The organism is Tabrizicola sp., from assembly GCF_016793705.1.
Classification (GTDB): domain Bacteria; phylum Pseudomonadota; class Alphaproteobacteria; order Rhodobacterales; family Rhodobacteraceae; genus Tabrizicola.
This window is the reverse complement of record NZ_JAEULO010000026.1, coordinates 37,090-53,997: the sequence shown is the minus strand read 5'-3', so window position 1 is coordinate 53,997 and position 16,908 is coordinate 37,090. Positions and strand designations below refer to the sequence as shown.

Genomic DNA, 16,908 nt, shown 5'->3' with positions numbered 1-16,908 from the left:
GCTGATCCAGGTCTATGCGCTGGCGGGTCTCTTCTGCGCCGTCGCTGGCTGGGTGATGATCGGCCGCTTCGGCTCGGTCTCGCCCACCGCCTCGACGGGCCAGCTTGGCAACATCCAGTCGATCACCGCCGTGGTGATCGGGGGGATCAGCCTTTTCGGCGGACGCGGCAGCATCGTCGGCATGTTCTTCGGCGCCTTGATCGTCGGCGTCTTCGAGATGGGCCTGCGCCTTGTCGGCACCGACCCGCAATGGACCTTCTTCCTCATCGGCGTGCTGATCATCTTCGCCGTCGCCGTGGACCAGTGGATCAGAAAGGTGGCTGGCTGATGGAACCGATCCTGAAGGCGAAAGGCCTGACCAAGCGCTACGGCAAGGTCACGGCGCTGAACGACTGCGACTTCGAGCTTTATCCCGGCGAAATCCTCGCCGTCATCGGCGACAACGGCGCGGGCAAGTCGACGCTGATCAAGGCGATCTCGGGCGCGGTTGTGCCCGACGAAGGCCAGATCTGGCTCGACGGGCAGGAGATCGCCTTCAAGACCCCGATCGAGGCCCGCGAGGCGGGAATCGAGACGGTCTACCAGACGCTCGCCATGTCCCCGGCGCTCTCCATCGCCGACAACATGTTCATGGGGCGCGAGTTGCGCGCGCCCGGGATCATGGGCAGCCTTTTCCGCAAGCTCGACCGCCCGAAGATGGAAAAGTTCGCGCGGGACAAGCTGAACGAACTGGGACTGATGACGATCCAGAACATCAACCAGGCGGTGGAGACGCTGTCGGGTGGCCAGCGCCAGGGGGTAGCGGTGGCCCGCGCCGCGGCCTTCGGATCGAAGGTGGTGATCCTGGACGAGCCCACCGCCGCGCTGGGGGTCAAGGAAAGCCGCCGGGTGCTGGAGCTGATCCGCGACGTCCGGGCGCGGGGCATCCCGATCATCCTGATCAGCCACAACATGCCGCATGTGTTCGAGGTGGCGGACCGCATCCACATCCACCGGCTTGGCCGGAGGCTCTGCGTGATCAAGCCGCAGGACTACACCATGTCCGACGCCGTGGCCTTCATGACCGGGGCAAAACTGCCCGAGGGCGTGACCGAGGCCGCCTGACAGGACCTGCGCGACCGCCCGTTCCGGTGGCGGTCGCGCACCCCGCCCCTGCTTCCCGGCCGGGCCTGCCGACATGGGCCTTGCCGAGGGGGTTCGACACCCCGATGAGGGCGGCTGTCGCAGAATTCCAACCCTTGCCCTGCGGGTTCGGGTTGAAATTTCCGGCAAAGCTGCCAAATGGGAACAAACCCGCCGCGACGCCAATCCGCGCCCAGAACGCATCGCCCAAGATCGCATCGAGACGAGGAAGCCGCCTTTATGTCCCTTGCCCTGATTGCGGCCCTGCCTTTCCTCGGCGCCTGCCTTCCCGGCCTTGCGATCCGCTTCGGTCGCAGTGCTTGCGCCGCCGCGACCGGGGCCGTCACTCTCCTGGCTCTTGTTCTCTTGGGGCTTCAGGCCCCGGAAGTGCTTGCGGGCAAGGTCGTCCAGACCCGGATCGACTGGCTTCCCGCCCTCGGCCTCAACGCCAATTTCATGCTCGATGGCCTCGGCCTCCTCTTCGCGGGCCTGATCCTCGGCATCGGCCTCCTCATCATCCTCTACGCCCGCTTCTACCTGTCCGACCGTGACCCGATGGGGCAGTTCTACGGCTACCTCCTCCTCTTCCAGGGCGCGATGCTTGGGATCGTGCTTTCCGACAATATCCTTCTGCTTCTCGTCTCCTGGGAGCTGACCTCGCTCTCCTCCTTCCTGCTCATCGGCTACTGGAACGACCGTCCCGAAGGCCGCCAGGGCGCGCGGATGGCGCTGGCCGTCACCGGCGGTGGCGGGCTCGCGCTGATCGGGGGAATGCTGATCCTCGGGCAGATCGCGGGCAGCTACGACCTGAGCGTGATCCTGACAGAGCGCGAGGCGATCCAGGCCTCCCCCCTCTACCTGCCCGCGCTGATCCTGATCCTTCTCGGCGCCTTCACCAAATCGGCGCAGTTCCCCTTCCACTTCTGGCTGCCCCACGCCATGGCCGCGCCCACCCCGGTCTCGGCCTATCTCCACTCCGCCACCATGGTGAAGGCCGGGATCTTCCTGATGGCCCGGCTCTGGCCCGTCCTCTCGGGCACATGGGACTGGTTCGTGATCGTCAGCCTGACCGGACTTTTCACCATGGTCCTGGCCGCCAAGATCGCGCTCTTCAAGGACGACCTGAAGGCCGTCCTCGCCTATTCGACGGTCAGCCATCTCGGCCTGATCACCATGCTCCTCGGCTTCGGCACGCCCGAGGCGGCGGCGGTCGCGATCTTCCACATCGTCAACCACGCCACCTTCAAGGCCGCGCTCTTCATGACCGCCGGGATCGTCGACCACGCCGCCCATACCCGAGACCTGCGCCACCTCGGCGGGCTACGCCGGCTGATGCCGATCACCTTCACGCTCACCCTCCTCGCCACCCTGTCCATGGCCGGCATTCCGCCCCTGAACGGGTTCCTCTCGAAAGAGATGATGCTGGAGGAAGCCGCCCACATCGCCTGGCCGACCCCCTGGGCGATGGCGCTCGCCGCCACCCTGGGCGCGCTGCTCTCGGTCGCCTATTCCCTCCGCTTCCTCGCCCATGGCTTCCTTGGTCCCGAGAGGTCCGACTATCCGCAAAAGCCGCATGATCCCGGCCCCGGGCTCTGGGCCGCCCCCGCCGTGCTGGTAGCCCTCGTGGTCCTGATCGGCCTCTTCCCCAACCAGACGGCCGGGGCCATGGTCAACCTTGCCGCCAGCGCCACCACCGGGCGCGAGATCGGCCTCCATTTTGCCCACTGGCATGGGTTCGCGGCCCCCGCGCTCTGGATGTCGCTCGCGGCCATCGGCGGCGGCCTCGTCCTTCTCGGCACCTGGCCCCGCCTCCGCGCGATGTGGGATGCCACCCCGCGCCCCGAGGCGAAGCGGATGTTCGACGGCATCATCGAGCCCCTCGCCGCCGACGCCCGCAAACTGACCACGGTTCTCCACAACGGCAGCTTCAGCCGCAGCCTCGCCCTCGGCCTTGCCGCCATCCTCGCCGCCGGGTCCTATGCCTTCCTCTCCGCTCCGCACCAGCCCGGCAGCCGCCCCATGCTCCCGCTCGACATCGAGACCTTGGCGATGGGATGCGTCCTGATGCTCGCCGCTCTCGCCACGCCCCTTCTCCACCGCAACCGCGTGATCGCGCTGATCCTGACCGGAGCCGTCGGCCTGATGATCGCTCCGCTCTTCGTCCGCTTCTCCGCCCCCGACCTCGCCCTGACCCAGGTGGCGGTCGAGGTGGTGACGGTCCTCCTCATGCTCCTCTCCCTCGCCTTCCTCCCTGCCGAAAGCCCCCGCGAAAGCTCCGTGCCCCGCCGCCTGCGCGACGCGACGCTGGCCGGGATCGGTGGGCTCGCCACCGGCGCGCTCGCCTTCGCCATGCTCACTCGCGCCCCCGCTTTCGAGCCGATCTCGTCCTACCACCTCGCGCAGTCGAAACCCGGCGCGGGCGGTACCAACGCGGTCAACACCATCATCGTCGACTTCCGCGGCTACGACACCTTCGGCGAGATCATCGTCCTCTCCATCGCTGCGCTCGTCATCTTCGCGCTGTCCGAGACACTGCTCTCCAGCCCCGCCGCCGCCCGGCGCCTTGCCACCCTGCCGCGACGCGAGGAATCCGGCGACCGCCACCCGATGATGCCGGTGGTGGCGACCCGCCTGCTCCTGCCGATGGCGATGATGGTCGGCACCTACATCTACCTGCGCGGCCACAACCTGCCCGGCGGCGGCTTCGTCGCGGGGCTGGTCTTCGCCATCGCCTATCTGCTGCAATATTTTGCCTCGGGCTATGACTGGTCCCATGCCCGGAGCCGCTTCGACCACCACGCGCTGATCGGCGCGGGTGTCTCGGTGGCGCTTCTGGCCGGGGTCGGCGCCTGGGCCTTTGGCCTGCCCTTCCTCACTTCCGGCTATACCTACCTCCACCTGCCGCCGTTGGGCGAGATCGAACTGGCCACCGCCGCGATCTTCGACCTCGGCGTGTTCCTCTGCGTCCTCGGTGCCGTGCTCCTCGCACTGGCATCGCTCTCGCGTCTGGCGCTGAAGACCGGCGAACGCCCGAACACCACCGCCTTCGACCTTGAGGAGCCGCGCTGATGGAAGCCCTGCTCGCCTCGGCCATCGGCCTTCTCACCGCCGTCGGGCTCTACCTCATGCTGCGGCGACGCACCTTCCCGGTGATCCTCGGCCTCACCTTCCTCAGCTATGCGGTGAACCTCTTCCTCTTCGCCTCCGGCCGCCTCGCGCTCGACGCCGCGCCCATCATCGGAGCCTCCGACAGCTACACCGACCCCCTGCCGCAAGCCCTGGTCCTCACTGCCATCGTGATCTCCTTCGGCATGACCGCGGTCATCACGATCCTGGCCATCGGCGGCTTCCTGACCGTCGGCCACGACCGTATCGACCTCGACGGCGACGACGAGGCCCCGAAATGACTCCCGCCCTGACTTTCACATTTGCCCAAATATCCCCGCCGGAGGTGCGACATGGTGGCGCCACCGGTTCAAGCAACCATGTCGCGGTCCGAGGTCTTGTGCGTCCTTCACGCACAAGGCCGAGACAAAAGGCTTGCGCGCCAGCGCTCAATCCGATTGGCGCCCCCGCCCCGCGAAGCGAGCCGACCCGACATTCAACCCCGGCGCCCGACAAAGGCGCGCCGCTCCCGCTTGTGGGGAAGGATGGGGTGGGGGGCAGCCCGACCAATCAATATCTGCCGCCGGGGCCTACCGCATGAGCCACTGGATCATCGCCCCCGTCGTCCTGCCCGCTGTCGCCGCGGCGCTGATGGTTCTCGCGCTGCGTCGCACCCTCGCCGCGCAGCGTCTCGTCAGCCTCGCCGTCCTCCTTGCGCTCAATGCCATCGCCCTCACCCTCCTCCACGCCGCCACGACCACCGGCCCCCAGGCCTATTTCCTCGGCGACTGGCCCGCCCCCTTCGGCATCGTCCTGGTCCTCGACCGGCTCTCCGCGCTGATGGTCGCCCTCCTCGCCGCCCTCGCGCTCCCCGTCACCCTCTACGCCATCGGCTCCGGCTGGGACGCCCGCGGCGCGCATTTCCACCCGCTCCTGATGTTCCTGCTGATGGGGATCGGCGGGGCCTTCCTCACCGGCGACGCCTTCAACCTGTTCGTCTTCTTCGAGGTCCTGCTCATCGCTTCCTACGGCCTCATGACCCATGGCGGGGGCGAAGCACGCCTCCGCGCCGGGCTGCACTACGTCGCCTTCAACCTCTTGGGTTCTGCGCTCTTCCTCTTTGCGCTCGGCCTCCTTTACGCCACCACAGGCACGCTCAACATGGCCGATCTCGCGGCGAAACTGCCCGCCCTGCCCGAGGGCGATGCCGCGCTCCTGCGCACCGCCGCCGTGATGCTGTTCCTGGTCTTCGCGATCAAGGGCGCGCTGGTGCCGCTGCACTTCTGGCTGCCCGCCACCTATGCCAATGCGCCCGGCGTGACCGCGGCGCTTTTCGCGATCATGACCAAGGTCGGCGCCTATGCCACCCTGCGCTTCGCCACCCTCGTCTTCCCGCCCGACCTGCCCGCGACCGGGTTGATCCTGCCCTCGCTCCTCCTTCCCGCAGCTCTGGTCACGCTGGGGATCGGCGCCATCGGCACGCTGGGGGCAACGACCCTGCCCCGCCTGGCCGCCTTCGCCGGGATCGCTTCGATGGGCACCGTCTTTCTTGCCATCGCCCAGATGAGCCCCGCCGCCAGCGCCGCCGGGCTCTACTATCTCGTCCACTCTACCCTGGCCACCGCGCTTGTGTTCCTCGTAGCCGACCTCCTGAGCCGCCGTCGCGCCCATCTGCGCCTCGACAGCTCCGCACCGGTCGCCCAACCCGGCCTCACCGGCGCCCTCTACTTCGCCGCCGCCATCGCCCTTGCCGGATTGCCGCCGCTCTCGGGTTTTCCCGGCAAGCTGATGATCCTCGACGTCTGGCGCGACCAGGCCACCGTGATCTGGCCCGCGATCCTCGTCTCCTCCTTCCTCATGCTCCTCGGCCTCTCCCGCGCGGGCTCGCTCCTCTTCTGGAAACCCGGCGCCAGCCCCGCACCGCCCGCCCCGCATGAGCCCCTGGCTCTCGCCGCCGCTTTCACCCTCCTCGCGGGCCTCGCCGCGCTCACCGTCTTCGCGGGCCCCGTCACCGACTGGTTGACCACCACCGCCGAGGCGCTTTACGACCCCACCGCCAGCATCGTCGCCAACCGGCTGGGGGGCAGCCCATGAAACGCGTCCTTCCCCACCCCGTCCTTTCCGTGACCCTGGCGCTGCTCTGGCTCCTCCTCGCGAACCGCTGGACGCTCGGCAGCCTGCTCATGGCCCTGATCCTTGCCACGCTGATCCCGCTCCTTTCGGCCCAGTGGTGGCCCGATCGCCCGCAGGTCCGCCGCCCCCTCGCGCTGGTCGGCTATATCCTCCTGGTCGTCCGGGACGTGATTGTTGCCAGCTTCCAGGTCGCCCGTATCATCCTGTTCCTGCCCGCCGACCGCATCCGCTCTGCCTGGATCACCGTCCCGCTCGACCTCACCCAGCCCGAGGCGATCAGCCTTCTCGCCGGAACCATCACCATGACTCCGGGCACGCTGACCGCCGATCTCTCCTCCGACGGTCGCGCGCTGCTTGTCCATGCGCTGCACGCCCCCGATCCCAAAGCGATCCGGGACGAGATCAAGACGCGCTACGAAGCCCGCCTGAAAAGGATTTTTGCATGATCCTCTCCCCCGTCCTGTCTGTCGCGCTGACCTTCGCCCTCGGCTGCTTCGCCCTGGCGCTGGTCCTGAACCTGATCCGCCTCTTCACCGCCCCCACGCTGACCGATCGCATCCTCACCATCGACACGATGACGGTGAACACCATTGCGCTTGTCGTTCTCCTCGCGCTCCGCACCGGCTCGGCGCTGACGGTCGAGATCGCGCTTCTCTTCGCGCTCACCGGCTTCGTCTCCACCGTCGCCTTCTGCAAGCACCTCTTGCGCGGGAGCATCATCGAATGACCCCCGTCGTTGAGGGACTCATCGCCGCACTGCTGATCATGGGCGGCAGCTTCGGCCTGATCGGCAGCTTCGGCCTCCTCAAGCTGAGGCAACCGATGCAGCGGTTGCACGCGCCCACCAAGGCCACCACGATAGGCGTCGGCGCGGCGCTTTTCGCCTCGGCACTGGGGCTTGCGCTCCTGGGTCACGGGATCGCGTGGCAGGAGATTCTGGTTTCTGTCTTCCTGTTCCTGACCGCGCCCCTCTCGGCGCTTTACCTTGCCAAGACCCACCTTTTGCGCAGCATCGACCGCCGGGAACTGCCCCCCAGCGGCACGGGCGCGCCCTGGGCCACGCTGGCACAGCAAGGCTCGCAGGTCAGCCCATCCAAAAATTGACCAATCGGTCAAAGTTTCACCGCGAACCCCTTGCCCGACCGGCCCCCGCATGGCATCGTCGCCTGATCCCGCACCCGCCTGGGAGAGGCCCATGACCACGCTTTCCCCCGCCCGGACCGGCCTCCTGCCTCAGGTGACGCACGCTCGGAACACCGGCATGGCGCTTGACCTCGACTGGGTCGCTTCCGTCCAGGCCAATACCTCCGCCATCGAACGCCGCGCCGCCACGCTGCCCGGCCGCCGCAGCGTGAAGAAGGAGTATCAGGCCGCCTGGCTCCTGAAGGCCATCTCGCTCATCGACCTCACCACCCTTTCCGGCGACGACACCCAAGGCCGCGTGCAGCGCCTCTGTGCCAAGGCCCGCCAGCCGGTCGCGCCCTGGATGCTGGAAAAGCTCGGGATGCAGGGCCTCACGACCGGCGCCGTCTGCGTCTATCACGAGATGGTGGAAACCGCCGTCCGCGCGCTGGAAGGCACCCAGATCCCCGTCGCCGCCGTCTCCACCGGCTTCCCGGCGGGCCTCTCGCCCTACAAGCTCCGCATCGCCGAGATCGGCGAAAGCGTGAAGGCCGGGGCGCGCGAGATCGACATCGTCATCTCCCGCCGCCATGTCCTGACGCAGAACTGGCAGGCGCTCTACGACGAGATGCGCGACATGCGCGAAGCCTGCGGAGAGGCCCATGTCAAGGCGATCCTCGCGACCGGCGAACTCGGCACGCTGCGCAACGTCGCCCGTGCCTCCCTCGTCTGCATGATGGGCGGTGCTGATTTCATCAAGACCTCGACCGGCAAGGAAACCGTCAACGCCACCCTCCCCGTCTCCCTCACCATGATCCGCGCCATCCGCGACTATCAGGAGCGAACCGGCTACAAGGTCGGCTACAAACCCGCCGGCGGCATCGCCAAGGCCAAGGACGCGCTCGTCTACCTCTCCCTCATGAAGGACGAACTCGGTCCCCCCTGGCTGCAACCCGACCTCTTCCGCTTCGGCGCCTCCTCGCTCCTCGGCGACATCGAACGCCAGCTCGAACACCACCTCACCGGCCACTACTCCGCCGCCAACCGCCACGCGATGGGCTGACCATGCCCAAAGCCCGCGCTTTCATACTGGCTCAAATATCCCCGCCGGAGGCGCACGCCCCCCACGAAGGGCCACCGCCCGCAGTTGAGGACCCGACCCCATGACCATCAAGGAAATCTTCGACAGCATGGCCTACGGCCCCGCCCCCGAATCCGCCGCCGAGGCCCTCGCCTGGATCGCGAAACACAACGGCACATTCGGCCATTTCATCGACGGCGCCTTCACCCAACCCGGCGAGACCTTCACCACCTCCAATCCCGCCACCGGCAAGCCTCTCGCCGAAGTCACCCAGGGCACCGCCGATGACGTCGCCACGGCGGTGCAAGCCGCCCGCCGCGCGCAACCGAAATGGGCCAAGCTTCCCGCCTTCAAGCGCGCGCAATACCTGTATGCGCTTGCAAGGCTCACCCAGAAACACTCCCGCCTCCTCGCCACGCTGGAAACCCTCGACAACGGCAAGCCGATCCGCGAGAGCCGCGACATCGACATCCCCCTCGTCGCCCGCCACTTCTCCTACCACGCCGGTCTCGCCCAACTCTTGCCGACAGAACACCCCGACCTCCAGCCACTCGGCGTCTGCGGTGCCGTCATCCCCTGGAACTTCCCGCTCCTGATGCTCGCCTGGAAGGTCGCCCCCGCGCTCGCCGCAGGGAACACCGTCGTCCTGAAACCCGCCGAATACACCCCGCTCACCGCCCTCCTCTTCGCCGAGATCTCCCGCGAGGCGGGCCTGCCGAAAGGCGTCCTCAACATCATCACCGGCGATGGCGCGACCGGCGCGGCCCTTGTGGACGCCCCGGTCGACAAGATCGCCTTCACCGGCTCCACCTCGGTCGGCAAGCGCATCCGCGAGGCGACCGCAGGGACCGGCAAGGCCCTCACCCTGGAACTCGGCGGCAAATCCCCCTACATCGTCTTCGACGACGCCGACCTCGACAGCGCCGTCGAGGGGCTGGTGGACGCGATCTGGTTCAACCAGGGCCAGGTCTGCTGCGCAGGCTCCCGCCTCCTCGTCCAGGAAGGCGTCGCCCCCCGCTTCTACGAGAAACTGAAACGCCGGATGGACGGCCTCCGCGTCGGCGACCCCCTCGACAAGGCCATCGACATCGGTGCCATCGTCGATCCCATCCAGCTTGACACCATCACCCGCCTCGTCCGCGACAACCCCGAGGGCGAGCATTACCAGGCCCCCTGCCCCCTCCCCGCGCACGGCTCCTTCTACCCCCCCACCCTGATCACCGGCCTCGGCACCGCCTCCCCGCTGATGCAGGAGGAGATCTTCGGCCCCGTCCTCGTCGCCATGACCTTCCGCACGCCCGAGGAAGCCGTGAGCCTCGCCAACAACACCCGCTACGGCCTCGCCGCGACGCTCTGGACCGAGAATATCAACCTCGCCCCCGACGTGGCCCCCAAGCTGAAGGCCGGAGTCGTCTGGATCAACGCCACCAACCTATTCGACGCCGCCGCAGGCTTCGGCGGCGTCCGCGAATCCGGCTTCGGGCGTGAGGGCGGGTGGGAGGGTCTGATGGCCTATCTCAAGCCCACGACGAAAGCCGTCGCCCTGAAACCCGCCCAACCCATCGCGGCCCCCACAGACCCGCAAGTCGACGCCCTCGACCGCACCGCCAAGATGTACATCGGCGGCAAACAGGCCCGCCCCGACAGCGGCTACTCGCAACCCGTCTACGGGCCCAAGGGCAAGCTCCTCGGCCATATCGGCATCGGCAACCGCAAGGACATCCGCAACGCGGTGGAGGCCGCCCATGCCGCGAAAGGCTGGGCCAAGACCACCGCCTACAACCGCGCCCAGGTCCTCTACTTCATCGCCGAAAACCTCTCGGCCCGCGCCGCCGAGTTCGCCAGCCGCCTGCAAGACCTCACCGGCAAACCCGGCACGGCGGAGGTGGAAGCCTCCATCCAACGCCTCTTCACCTACGCCGCCTGGGCCGACAAATACGACGGCGCGGCCAAGTCCGTCCCGATCCGCGGCATCGCGCTTGCGATGAACGAACCCGTCGGCGTGATCGGCGCGCTCCTCCCCGACGAAGCCCCCCTCCTCGGCCTCGTCTCCGTCATGGCCCCCGCCATCGCGATGGGCAACACGGTGATCCTCGTCCCCGGCCAGCACCCCCTGTCGGTCACCGACTTCTACCAGATCCTCGACACCTCCGACGTGCCCGCCGGAGTCGTCAACATCGTCACCGGCCCCGCCCCCGACCTCGCCAAATCCCTCGCCGGCCACATGGACGTCGACGCGGTCTGGAGCTTCTCCTCCCAGAACCTCTCCGCCCTCATCGAGCGCGAGGCCGCCGCCAACCTCAAACGCACCTGGGTCAACCACGGGAAGGCGCGGAACTGGCTGGGCCCCGAGGGCGAAGGCCGGACGTTCCTGGCGCAGTCCACCGAGGTCAAGACGGTCTGGGTGCCCTATGGGGAGTGACCCGTAGGTCGGGGCTTGCCCGACTTCCGTAGGGTGCGCATTCATTGTGCAGCCGCACAGAGAGGTCGAGACCCTACTCAGCGATCCTTAGTGTTGCATCGGCCTTCCCCTCGCACCGGAACAAGAGACGTCACCGGAACGCCATGGACGCGAAGTTCAAAGATGTCAGGCCGAGAGTAATGCCCTGCCGAGTCGCAGGCGGTCTTTGCGGCGCGGATGACAGAGGGATCGGCCTCGAAGGTCAGAATTGTCTCTTCGCCGCGAGGTGCCCGGGCCACGATCTCGCCGCGAGGATCGATAATCAGACTGCCTGCCCCACTGGAATAGGCAAGCGAACGAAACTGTTCGGGCACGAGGTCAGGGGTGATGATCCCCCCGACGGAGATGACATAGCACGCCCCTTGCGATGCAAAGGCCCGCGACAGAAGTTCCTGTCGCGACCAAAGCGCCTCGGGTGACGCGGGTACGGTGGCAGGTTCTCCCCCAGGCCAATTGGCGACATGCACTTGGGTGCCTTGCGCCATCAGTGCATAGCCAGGTAGCACCATCTGGTGTTCCCAGCACGCCAATGTGCTGATACGGGCGTAAGATCGCTCCCATACAGTCAGATCATCTCCGCGCCCCTCACCCCAGGCAATACGCTCCTCCATGGTCGGCTTCAGCTTGCGGTGGCAACCCAGAATGCGGCCTTCGCGCCCAATCACCAAGTTGGTGCAATAGACCGTTCCGCGTGTCCGGCTTTCAAGCTCGACCACTCCAATCACGACATCCACATCTGCGGACTTGGCAGCGTCGCAAAGCGCGTCCGCCTCTGGACCGGGGATCGTCATCGCCTGATCCAGATACAATTGCGCCGCATCCCAGCGGGCAGCCGATGATTCAGCAAAGGCAAAGAAGGCATAACCGGGAATCCAGGTTTCGCCAAAGGCAGCCAAGGAAGCACCCTTCCGACCAGCTTCCGCAATCAGGCAAATTGCCTTTTCAACTGAGGCTTGACGATCCAGGTAAATGGGCGCTGCCTGAATGGCAGCAAGGATGAAGTGTTCGGACACGGATCACCTCCCAACTTGCTCGGCAAACGTAGCACAGGAAGCGAACTCCGCAGCAATTTTCCAGTCAATCCTCTGCGCTTCACCTTGGTCCGGCCAGGCCGCCGCTACCTCGATTCGCCCCCCAAGGTTAACGCCCTCCCCTCTCCCCGCGCGTACAGACGGAAGGAAGACGCAAAGAAGACGGTTCCAAGACCCCCTTCCAGCCCCCAAATCCCCCGGATTAACCTAGCGTTCCCAACCCCTTACCGGAGGTCCGTGCGGCCCCTACGCCCGCCCCGCCGCCGCGCTCAGGGTCAAAGGATCAATCCCCATCCCCCGCAGCGCCGCCGACCACTTGGCCCCGTCGTCGGGGGCAAACAGCAACGCTTCCGGCGCATCACACGTCAGCCAGTCGTTCCGCGCGATCTCGGCCTCCAGCTGCCCCGGCCCCCAGCCGGAATACCCCAGCGCCAGCAAGGCCTTACCCGGTCCGCCTCCGCTCGCCAAAGCCTCCAGCACGTTGATCGTCGCGGTCATCTCCAGGCCCCCCGGCACCTGCATCGTCCCCTCGCCGTCCCGCGCCCAGTCGGCGGAGTGCAGGACAAACCCCCGCCCCCGCTCTACCGGGCCGCCGAAATGCACGCGGATGTCGCGGCCCTTGGGCCCCAGGGGAATGTTCAGATGTTCCAGCAGCCCGGAAAAGCTCAACTCCTCCAATGGCTTGTTGACGATCAACCCCATCGCCCCCTCGTCCGAATGGGCGCAGATCAGCACCACGCTCCGCTCGAAGCGCGGGTCGGCCATCCCCGGCATGGCGATCAGGATCTGTCCGGCAAGGTCCATCCCTTGAACATGGTCCGCAATGCCGCGCCCGGCAAGTCCCGGCCATGGCCAAAACGCCACGCTCACGACGCTTCGCCGAAAGGTGATTTCCCATACCGCCCGTATTTCCTATTTTCGCCCCATGCTGAAAACTGCCGCCGCCCTAGCTCTCCTTGCCACCCCCGCCCTTGCCACCACGCAGGACGACGTGCTCGCCGCCCAGCTAAGGCCCGGCTGGCAAACGGAAAACGGCAGCCACATGGCCGCGATCGAGCTTCGGCTCGCCCCCGGCTGGAAGACCTACTGGCGCAGTCCGGGAGATGCGGGAATCCCGCCCAGCTTCGACTGGTCGGGGTCCAGGAACGTGAAATCCGTCCGCATCCACTGGCCCGCGCCCGAGGTGTTCGAGGCCAACGGAATGCAGACCATCGGCTATCACGAACGCCTGGTCCTGCCGGTGGAGATCACGCCCGAGGACCCCGCGCGCCCGGTCAGGCTGTCGGTCGTCATGGCGCTCGGGGTCTGCGACGAGATCTGCCTGCCCGCTACCGTGGACCTGGCCTCCGACCTCGTCGCCCCCGGCGCGCCGGACGCCAGCATCAAGGCTGCGCTTCAGGCCCGTGCCGCAACGGCGGGCGAGGCCGGGGTGACCGCCGTCGCCTGCAAGGTCGACCCGATCACCGACGGCTTGCGGGTCACCGCCCGTGTCCGCCTGCCCGATCCCGGTCGCCCCGAGGTCGTGGCCTTCGAAACCACCGACCGCGAGGTCTGGGTCGCCGAGGCCATCACCCAGCGCGAGGGCGGGGAACTCGTCAGCATGACCGAACTCGTCCCCCCGAACGGGGCGCCCTTCGCGCTGGACCGCTCGGGGATCACCATGACCATCCTTGCCGCCGGCGGCGCGGTCGAGGTTAAGGGCTGCCCCGCGCCCTGATCGCCCATGCCCTGATCGCCCATGCCCTGATCGGTTGTGGCGCCCTTGCGCAGGGCCTAGTCTCGGCCCATGGGAATCGCCACCGAAATCGCCGACGACTGGCATGCCGCGCTGGCCGCGCTGGCCTGGGGCGTCGAGGCCGGGGCGGATGAAACCATCGGCGACGGCCCCATCAATCGCTATGCGCTGGCGGCGGAGGCGCCGAAGCCCGTGGCTGCGAAAGCTGCCCCCCAGCCCGAGCCGGCCGGGTCCGATCCGGTCGCCGTGGCGCAGGCGGCGGCGGCGGCGGCGCAATCGCTCGACACCCTTCGCGAGTCCATCGCCGCCTTCGACCTCTGCGAGTTGAAGAGAGGCGCGCGGAACACCGTCTTCGCCGATGGCAACCCGGAGGCCCGGGTCCTGATCCTGGGCGAAGCCCCGGGAGCCGAGGAAGACCGCGAGGGGCGCCCCTTCGTCGGCCGCGCGGGGAAGCTGCTGGACCGGATGTTCGCCACGATCGGCCTCGCCCGCACCAGCCCCGACGCGGGGACCGCGCTCTACATCACGAATGTCATGCCCTGGCGGCCCCCCGGCAACCGCGACCCGGAAGCGGCCGAGATCGCCATGCTGCGCCCCTTCGTCGAACGGCACATCGCGCTTGTCGACCCGGAGGTGATCGTGGTCATGGGCAACACGCCCCTTTTCACCCTGACCGGAACCAGGGGCATCCTGCGGGCGCGGGGCAACTGGAGCCAGGCGCTCGGCAAGCCGCTTCTGCCGATGACCCACCCGGCCTACCTGCTCCGCAATCCCGCCGCCAAGCGCGAGGCCTGGGCTGACCTCCTTTCCCTGCAAGCAAGGCTGCGCTGATGCTTCCCGTCGACCCCCTGACCCTTCTCGCCTTCATCCCCGCCGGGCTGGCGCTGAACCTCACGCCGGGGGCGGACATGATGTTCTGCCTGGGCCAGGGGTTGAAGTCCGGCTGGAAGCCCGCGATGGCCGCGAATTTCGGGATCGCGACGGGCGGGATGGTCCACACCCTGCTCGCGGCACTTGGCCTGGGGGCGCTCGTCGCCGCGCATCCGGCGGCCTTCGAGGCGATCCGCTGGCTCGGGGTCGGCTACCTGCTCTGGCTCGCCGTGGCAGCGCTGCGCGCCTCGCCCTTCACGGCAGAGGCCACGGTGGTGCCGACCTCCACCGCCAAGGCCTTTGGCCAAGGGCTGATGGTCAACCTGTTGAATCCCAAGGTGATCCTCTTCATCCTGGCCTTCCTGCCGCAGTTCGTCGACCCGACCCGCGCGATCCTGCCGCAGTTCCTTACGCTGGGGCTGGTGTTCAGCTTCGGCGGGCTTCTGGTCAACGGTGCGGTCGGGATGTTCGCGGGCTCCATCGGCCAGCGCGTTGCGCGGTCGGCGGGTCTGGCCAGATGGCTCTCCCGCATCAGCGCCACGATCTTCGGCGCGCTGGCCCTGCGGCTGGCGCTGATGCCAAGGAACTGAGCCCATGTCCCGCATTGACGAGAGCCTGCCCTTCCACCCGGTCCGCATCGCCGTCCTGACCGTCAGCGACAGCCGCACGACCGGGACGGACACATCCGGCGACACGCTGGTCGACCGGCTGACGCAGGCCGGGCATGTGCTGGCCGACCGGGGCATCGTGACCGACGACCGGCCCGCGATCGTCGCCCGCCTCAAAGGCTGGATTGCCGACCCGCAAGTGGACGTGATCCTCACCACCGGCGGCACCGGTCTCACCGGGCGCGACGTCACGGTGGAGGCGCACCGCGAGGTCTACGAGAAGGAGATCGAGGCCTTCGGGACCGTCTTCACGGTGGTTTCCATGCAGAAGATCGGCACCAGCGCAGTGCAAAGCCGCGCGACCGGAGGCGTCGCCCAAGGCACCTATCTCTTCGCCCTCCCCGGCTCTCCCGGGGCCTGCCGCGACGCCTGGGACGAGATCCTGAAGCCGCAACTCGACAGCCGCCACCACCCCTGTAACTTCGTCGAGATCATGCCGCGCTTGGAAGAACACCTGAAGCGCAAGTAACACCTCCTCGTGTGCCTTCGGCTTCTCGTCGGGGATGCGCCCGCGAGGAGGAACGAAGTTACAGACGAGCAGACCGCTTGCCGTGCCCCCTTGGCTTTGCGATAGAGGGCCAAACCGGACAAGGGGACGACCATGGCCTTCCGCGCCCGCCATCTTCTGGGGATCGAGCACCTCGCGCCCCTGGAGATCACCACGGTCCTCGACTTGGCCGAGCGCTATGTCGACCTGAACCGCCGCACGGTGAAGCAGTCCGACGTGCTGGCGGGGATGACGCAGATCAATCTCTTCTTCGAGAACTCGACCCGCACCCAGTCCAGTTTCGAACTGGCGGGCAAACGGCTGGGCGCGGATGTGATGAACATGTCGGTGGCCAATTCTTCGGTGAAAAAGGGCGAGACGCTGATCGACACCGCGATGACGCTGAACGCGATGCACCCGGACCTGCTGGTGGTGCGGCACGGGGCTTCCGGCGCGGTCAACCTTCTGGCGCAGAAGGTGGATTGCGCGGTCCTGAACGCGGGCGACGGGCGGCACGAGCACCCGACGCAGGCCCTCTTGGACGCGCTGACCATCCGCCGCGCCAAGGGCCGGTTGCAGCGCCTGACCATCGCCATCTGCGGCGACATCGCCCATTCCCGGGTGGCCCGCAGCAACCTGATCCTGCTCGGAAAAATGGAAAACCGGCTGCGCCTGATCGCCCCGCCGACCCTGATGCCCTCGGGCGTCGAGGACTTCGGTTGCGAGCTGTTCGACGACATGCGCGAGGGGCTGAAAGGCGCCGACGTGGTGATGATGCTGCGGCTCCAGAAGGAGCGGATGGACGGCGGCTTCATCCCCTCGGAACGCGAATACTACCACCGCTACGGCCTCGACGCCGAGAAGCTCAGCCACGCCGCGCCGGACGCCATCGTCATGCATCCCGGCCCGATGAACCGAGGGGTGGAGATCGACGGCGACCTGGCCGACGACATCAACCGTTCCGTGATCCAGGACCAGGTGGAGATGGGCGTTGCGGTGCGGATGGCCTGCATGGACCTGCTGGCCCGGAACCTGCGGGCCGAGCGGGGGCGGAAGATCGTGGGGATGATGGTGTGAGGGACGGCGGACCGGC

16 protein-coding genes and 1 pseudogene are annotated in these 16,908 nt (G+C 67.5%); 15 read left to right on the top strand and 2 right to left on the bottom strand.

Translation table 11 applies throughout. The annotated features are described in order from the left end of the window. The 10 genes and pseudogenes from JNJ68_RS06005 to JNJ68_RS05960 form a co-directional block, all read left to right on the top strand. Window positions 1-328 (top strand): annotated as a pseudogene (locus tag JNJ68_RS06005) (ABC transporter permease); the annotation flags it as partial. Beyond that, window positions 328-1,104, top strand: a complete 777-nt coding sequence (locus JNJ68_RS06000; RefSeq protein WP_294980175.1) for an ATP-binding cassette domain-containing protein — start codon at window positions 328-330, stop codon at window positions 1,102-1,104. The pseudogene JNJ68_RS06005 and the gene JNJ68_RS06000, both read left to right, overlap by 1 nt. Window positions 1,105-1,362: 258 nt before the next feature. After that, window positions 1,363-4,191: a monovalent cation/H+ antiporter subunit A gene (locus JNJ68_RS05995; protein WP_294980172.1), complete on the top strand. Its 2,829-nt coding sequence runs from the start codon at window positions 1,363-1,365 to the stop codon at window positions 4,189-4,191. After that, a complete protein-coding gene (locus JNJ68_RS05990) occupies window positions 4,191-4,529 on the top strand; it encodes a Na+/H+ antiporter subunit C (RefSeq protein ID WP_294980169.1) in 339 nt (112 codons plus the stop codon). Before JNJ68_RS05995 ends, JNJ68_RS05990 begins: the two co-directional genes overlap by 1 nt. Window positions 4,530-4,824: 295 nt before the next feature. Beyond that, on the top strand, window positions 4,825-6,321 hold the full coding sequence (locus JNJ68_RS05985) for a monovalent cation/H+ antiporter subunit D (protein ID WP_294980166.1): 1,497 nt from the start codon (window positions 4,825-4,827) through the stop codon (window positions 6,319-6,321). After that, entirely contained in the window at window positions 6,318-6,806 is a 489-nt protein-coding gene (locus JNJ68_RS05980) for a Na+/H+ antiporter subunit E (protein ID WP_294980164.1), read from the top strand. The genes JNJ68_RS05985 and JNJ68_RS05980 overlap by 4 nt, the downstream gene beginning before the upstream one ends. Then, window positions 6,803-7,087, top strand: coding sequence for a K+/H+ antiporter subunit F (locus JNJ68_RS05975; protein ID WP_294980162.1), 285 nt, complete (start codon window positions 6,803-6,805; stop codon window positions 7,085-7,087). Before JNJ68_RS05980 ends, JNJ68_RS05975 begins: the two co-directional genes overlap by 4 nt. After that, window positions 7,084-7,464, top strand: a complete 381-nt coding sequence (locus JNJ68_RS05970; RefSeq protein WP_294980160.1) for a Na+/H+ antiporter subunit G — start codon at window positions 7,084-7,086, stop codon at window positions 7,462-7,464. The genes JNJ68_RS05975 and JNJ68_RS05970 overlap by 4 nt, the downstream gene beginning before the upstream one ends. Window positions 7,465-7,555: 91 nt before the next feature. Then, on the top strand, window positions 7,556-8,545 hold the full coding sequence (gene deoC / locus JNJ68_RS05965) for a deoxyribose-phosphate aldolase (RefSeq protein ID WP_294980158.1): 990 nt from the start codon (window positions 7,556-7,558) through the stop codon (window positions 8,543-8,545). Between the two features lie 100 nt (window positions 8,546-8,645). After that, complete coding sequence (locus tag JNJ68_RS05960; protein ID WP_294980157.1) at window positions 8,646-10,985, top strand: aldehyde dehydrogenase family protein; 2,340 nt, start codon at window positions 8,646-8,648, stop codon at window positions 10,983-10,985. Between the two features lie 77 nt (window positions 10,986-11,062). Here JNJ68_RS05960 and JNJ68_RS05955 read toward each other — a convergent pair whose 3' ends face one another. Beyond that, complete coding sequence (locus JNJ68_RS05955) at window positions 11,063-12,037, bottom strand: carbon-nitrogen hydrolase family protein (protein ID WP_294980155.1); 975 nt, start codon at window positions 12,035-12,037, stop codon at window positions 11,063-11,065. 264 nt (window positions 12,038-12,301) lie between these two features. Beyond that, window positions 12,302-12,859, bottom strand: coding sequence for a YqgE/AlgH family protein (locus JNJ68_RS05950; RefSeq protein ID WP_294980153.1), 558 nt, complete (start codon window positions 12,857-12,859; stop codon window positions 12,302-12,304). A 121-nt stretch (window positions 12,860-12,980) separates the two neighbouring features. Here JNJ68_RS05950 and JNJ68_RS05945 point away from each other — a divergent pair, with 121 nt between their 5' ends. From JNJ68_RS05945 to JNJ68_RS05925, 5 genes are all read left to right on the top strand, one after another. Then, window positions 12,981-13,772, top strand: a complete 792-nt coding sequence (locus tag JNJ68_RS05945; RefSeq protein ID WP_294980151.1) for a protein-disulfide reductase DsbD domain-containing protein — start codon at window positions 12,981-12,983, stop codon at window positions 13,770-13,772. A 69-nt stretch (window positions 13,773-13,841) separates the two neighbouring features. Beyond that, entirely contained in the window at window positions 13,842-14,621 is a 780-nt protein-coding gene (locus JNJ68_RS05940; protein ID WP_294980149.1) for a uracil-DNA glycosylase, read from the top strand. Next, the gene (locus tag JNJ68_RS05935; protein WP_294980147.1) at window positions 14,621-15,250 is read left to right on the top strand and encodes a LysE family translocator; all 630 of its coding nucleotides are present in this window, start codon (window positions 14,621-14,623) and stop codon (window positions 15,248-15,250) included. Before JNJ68_RS05940 ends, JNJ68_RS05935 begins: the two co-directional genes overlap by 1 nt. A gap of 4 nt (window positions 15,251-15,254) precedes the next feature. After that, window positions 15,255-15,797 carry a molybdenum cofactor biosynthesis protein B gene (gene moaB / locus JNJ68_RS05930; protein WP_294980145.1) on the top strand — a complete coding sequence of 181 codons (543 nt, stop codon included), beginning with the start codon at window positions 15,255-15,257 and terminating at the stop codon, window positions 15,795-15,797. A 132-nt stretch (window positions 15,798-15,929) separates the two neighbouring features. Further along, a complete protein-coding gene (locus JNJ68_RS05925) occupies window positions 15,930-16,892 on the top strand; it encodes an aspartate carbamoyltransferase catalytic subunit (protein WP_294980143.1) in 963 nt (320 codons plus the stop codon). The last annotated feature ends 16 nt before the right edge of the window (window positions 16,893-16,908 follow it).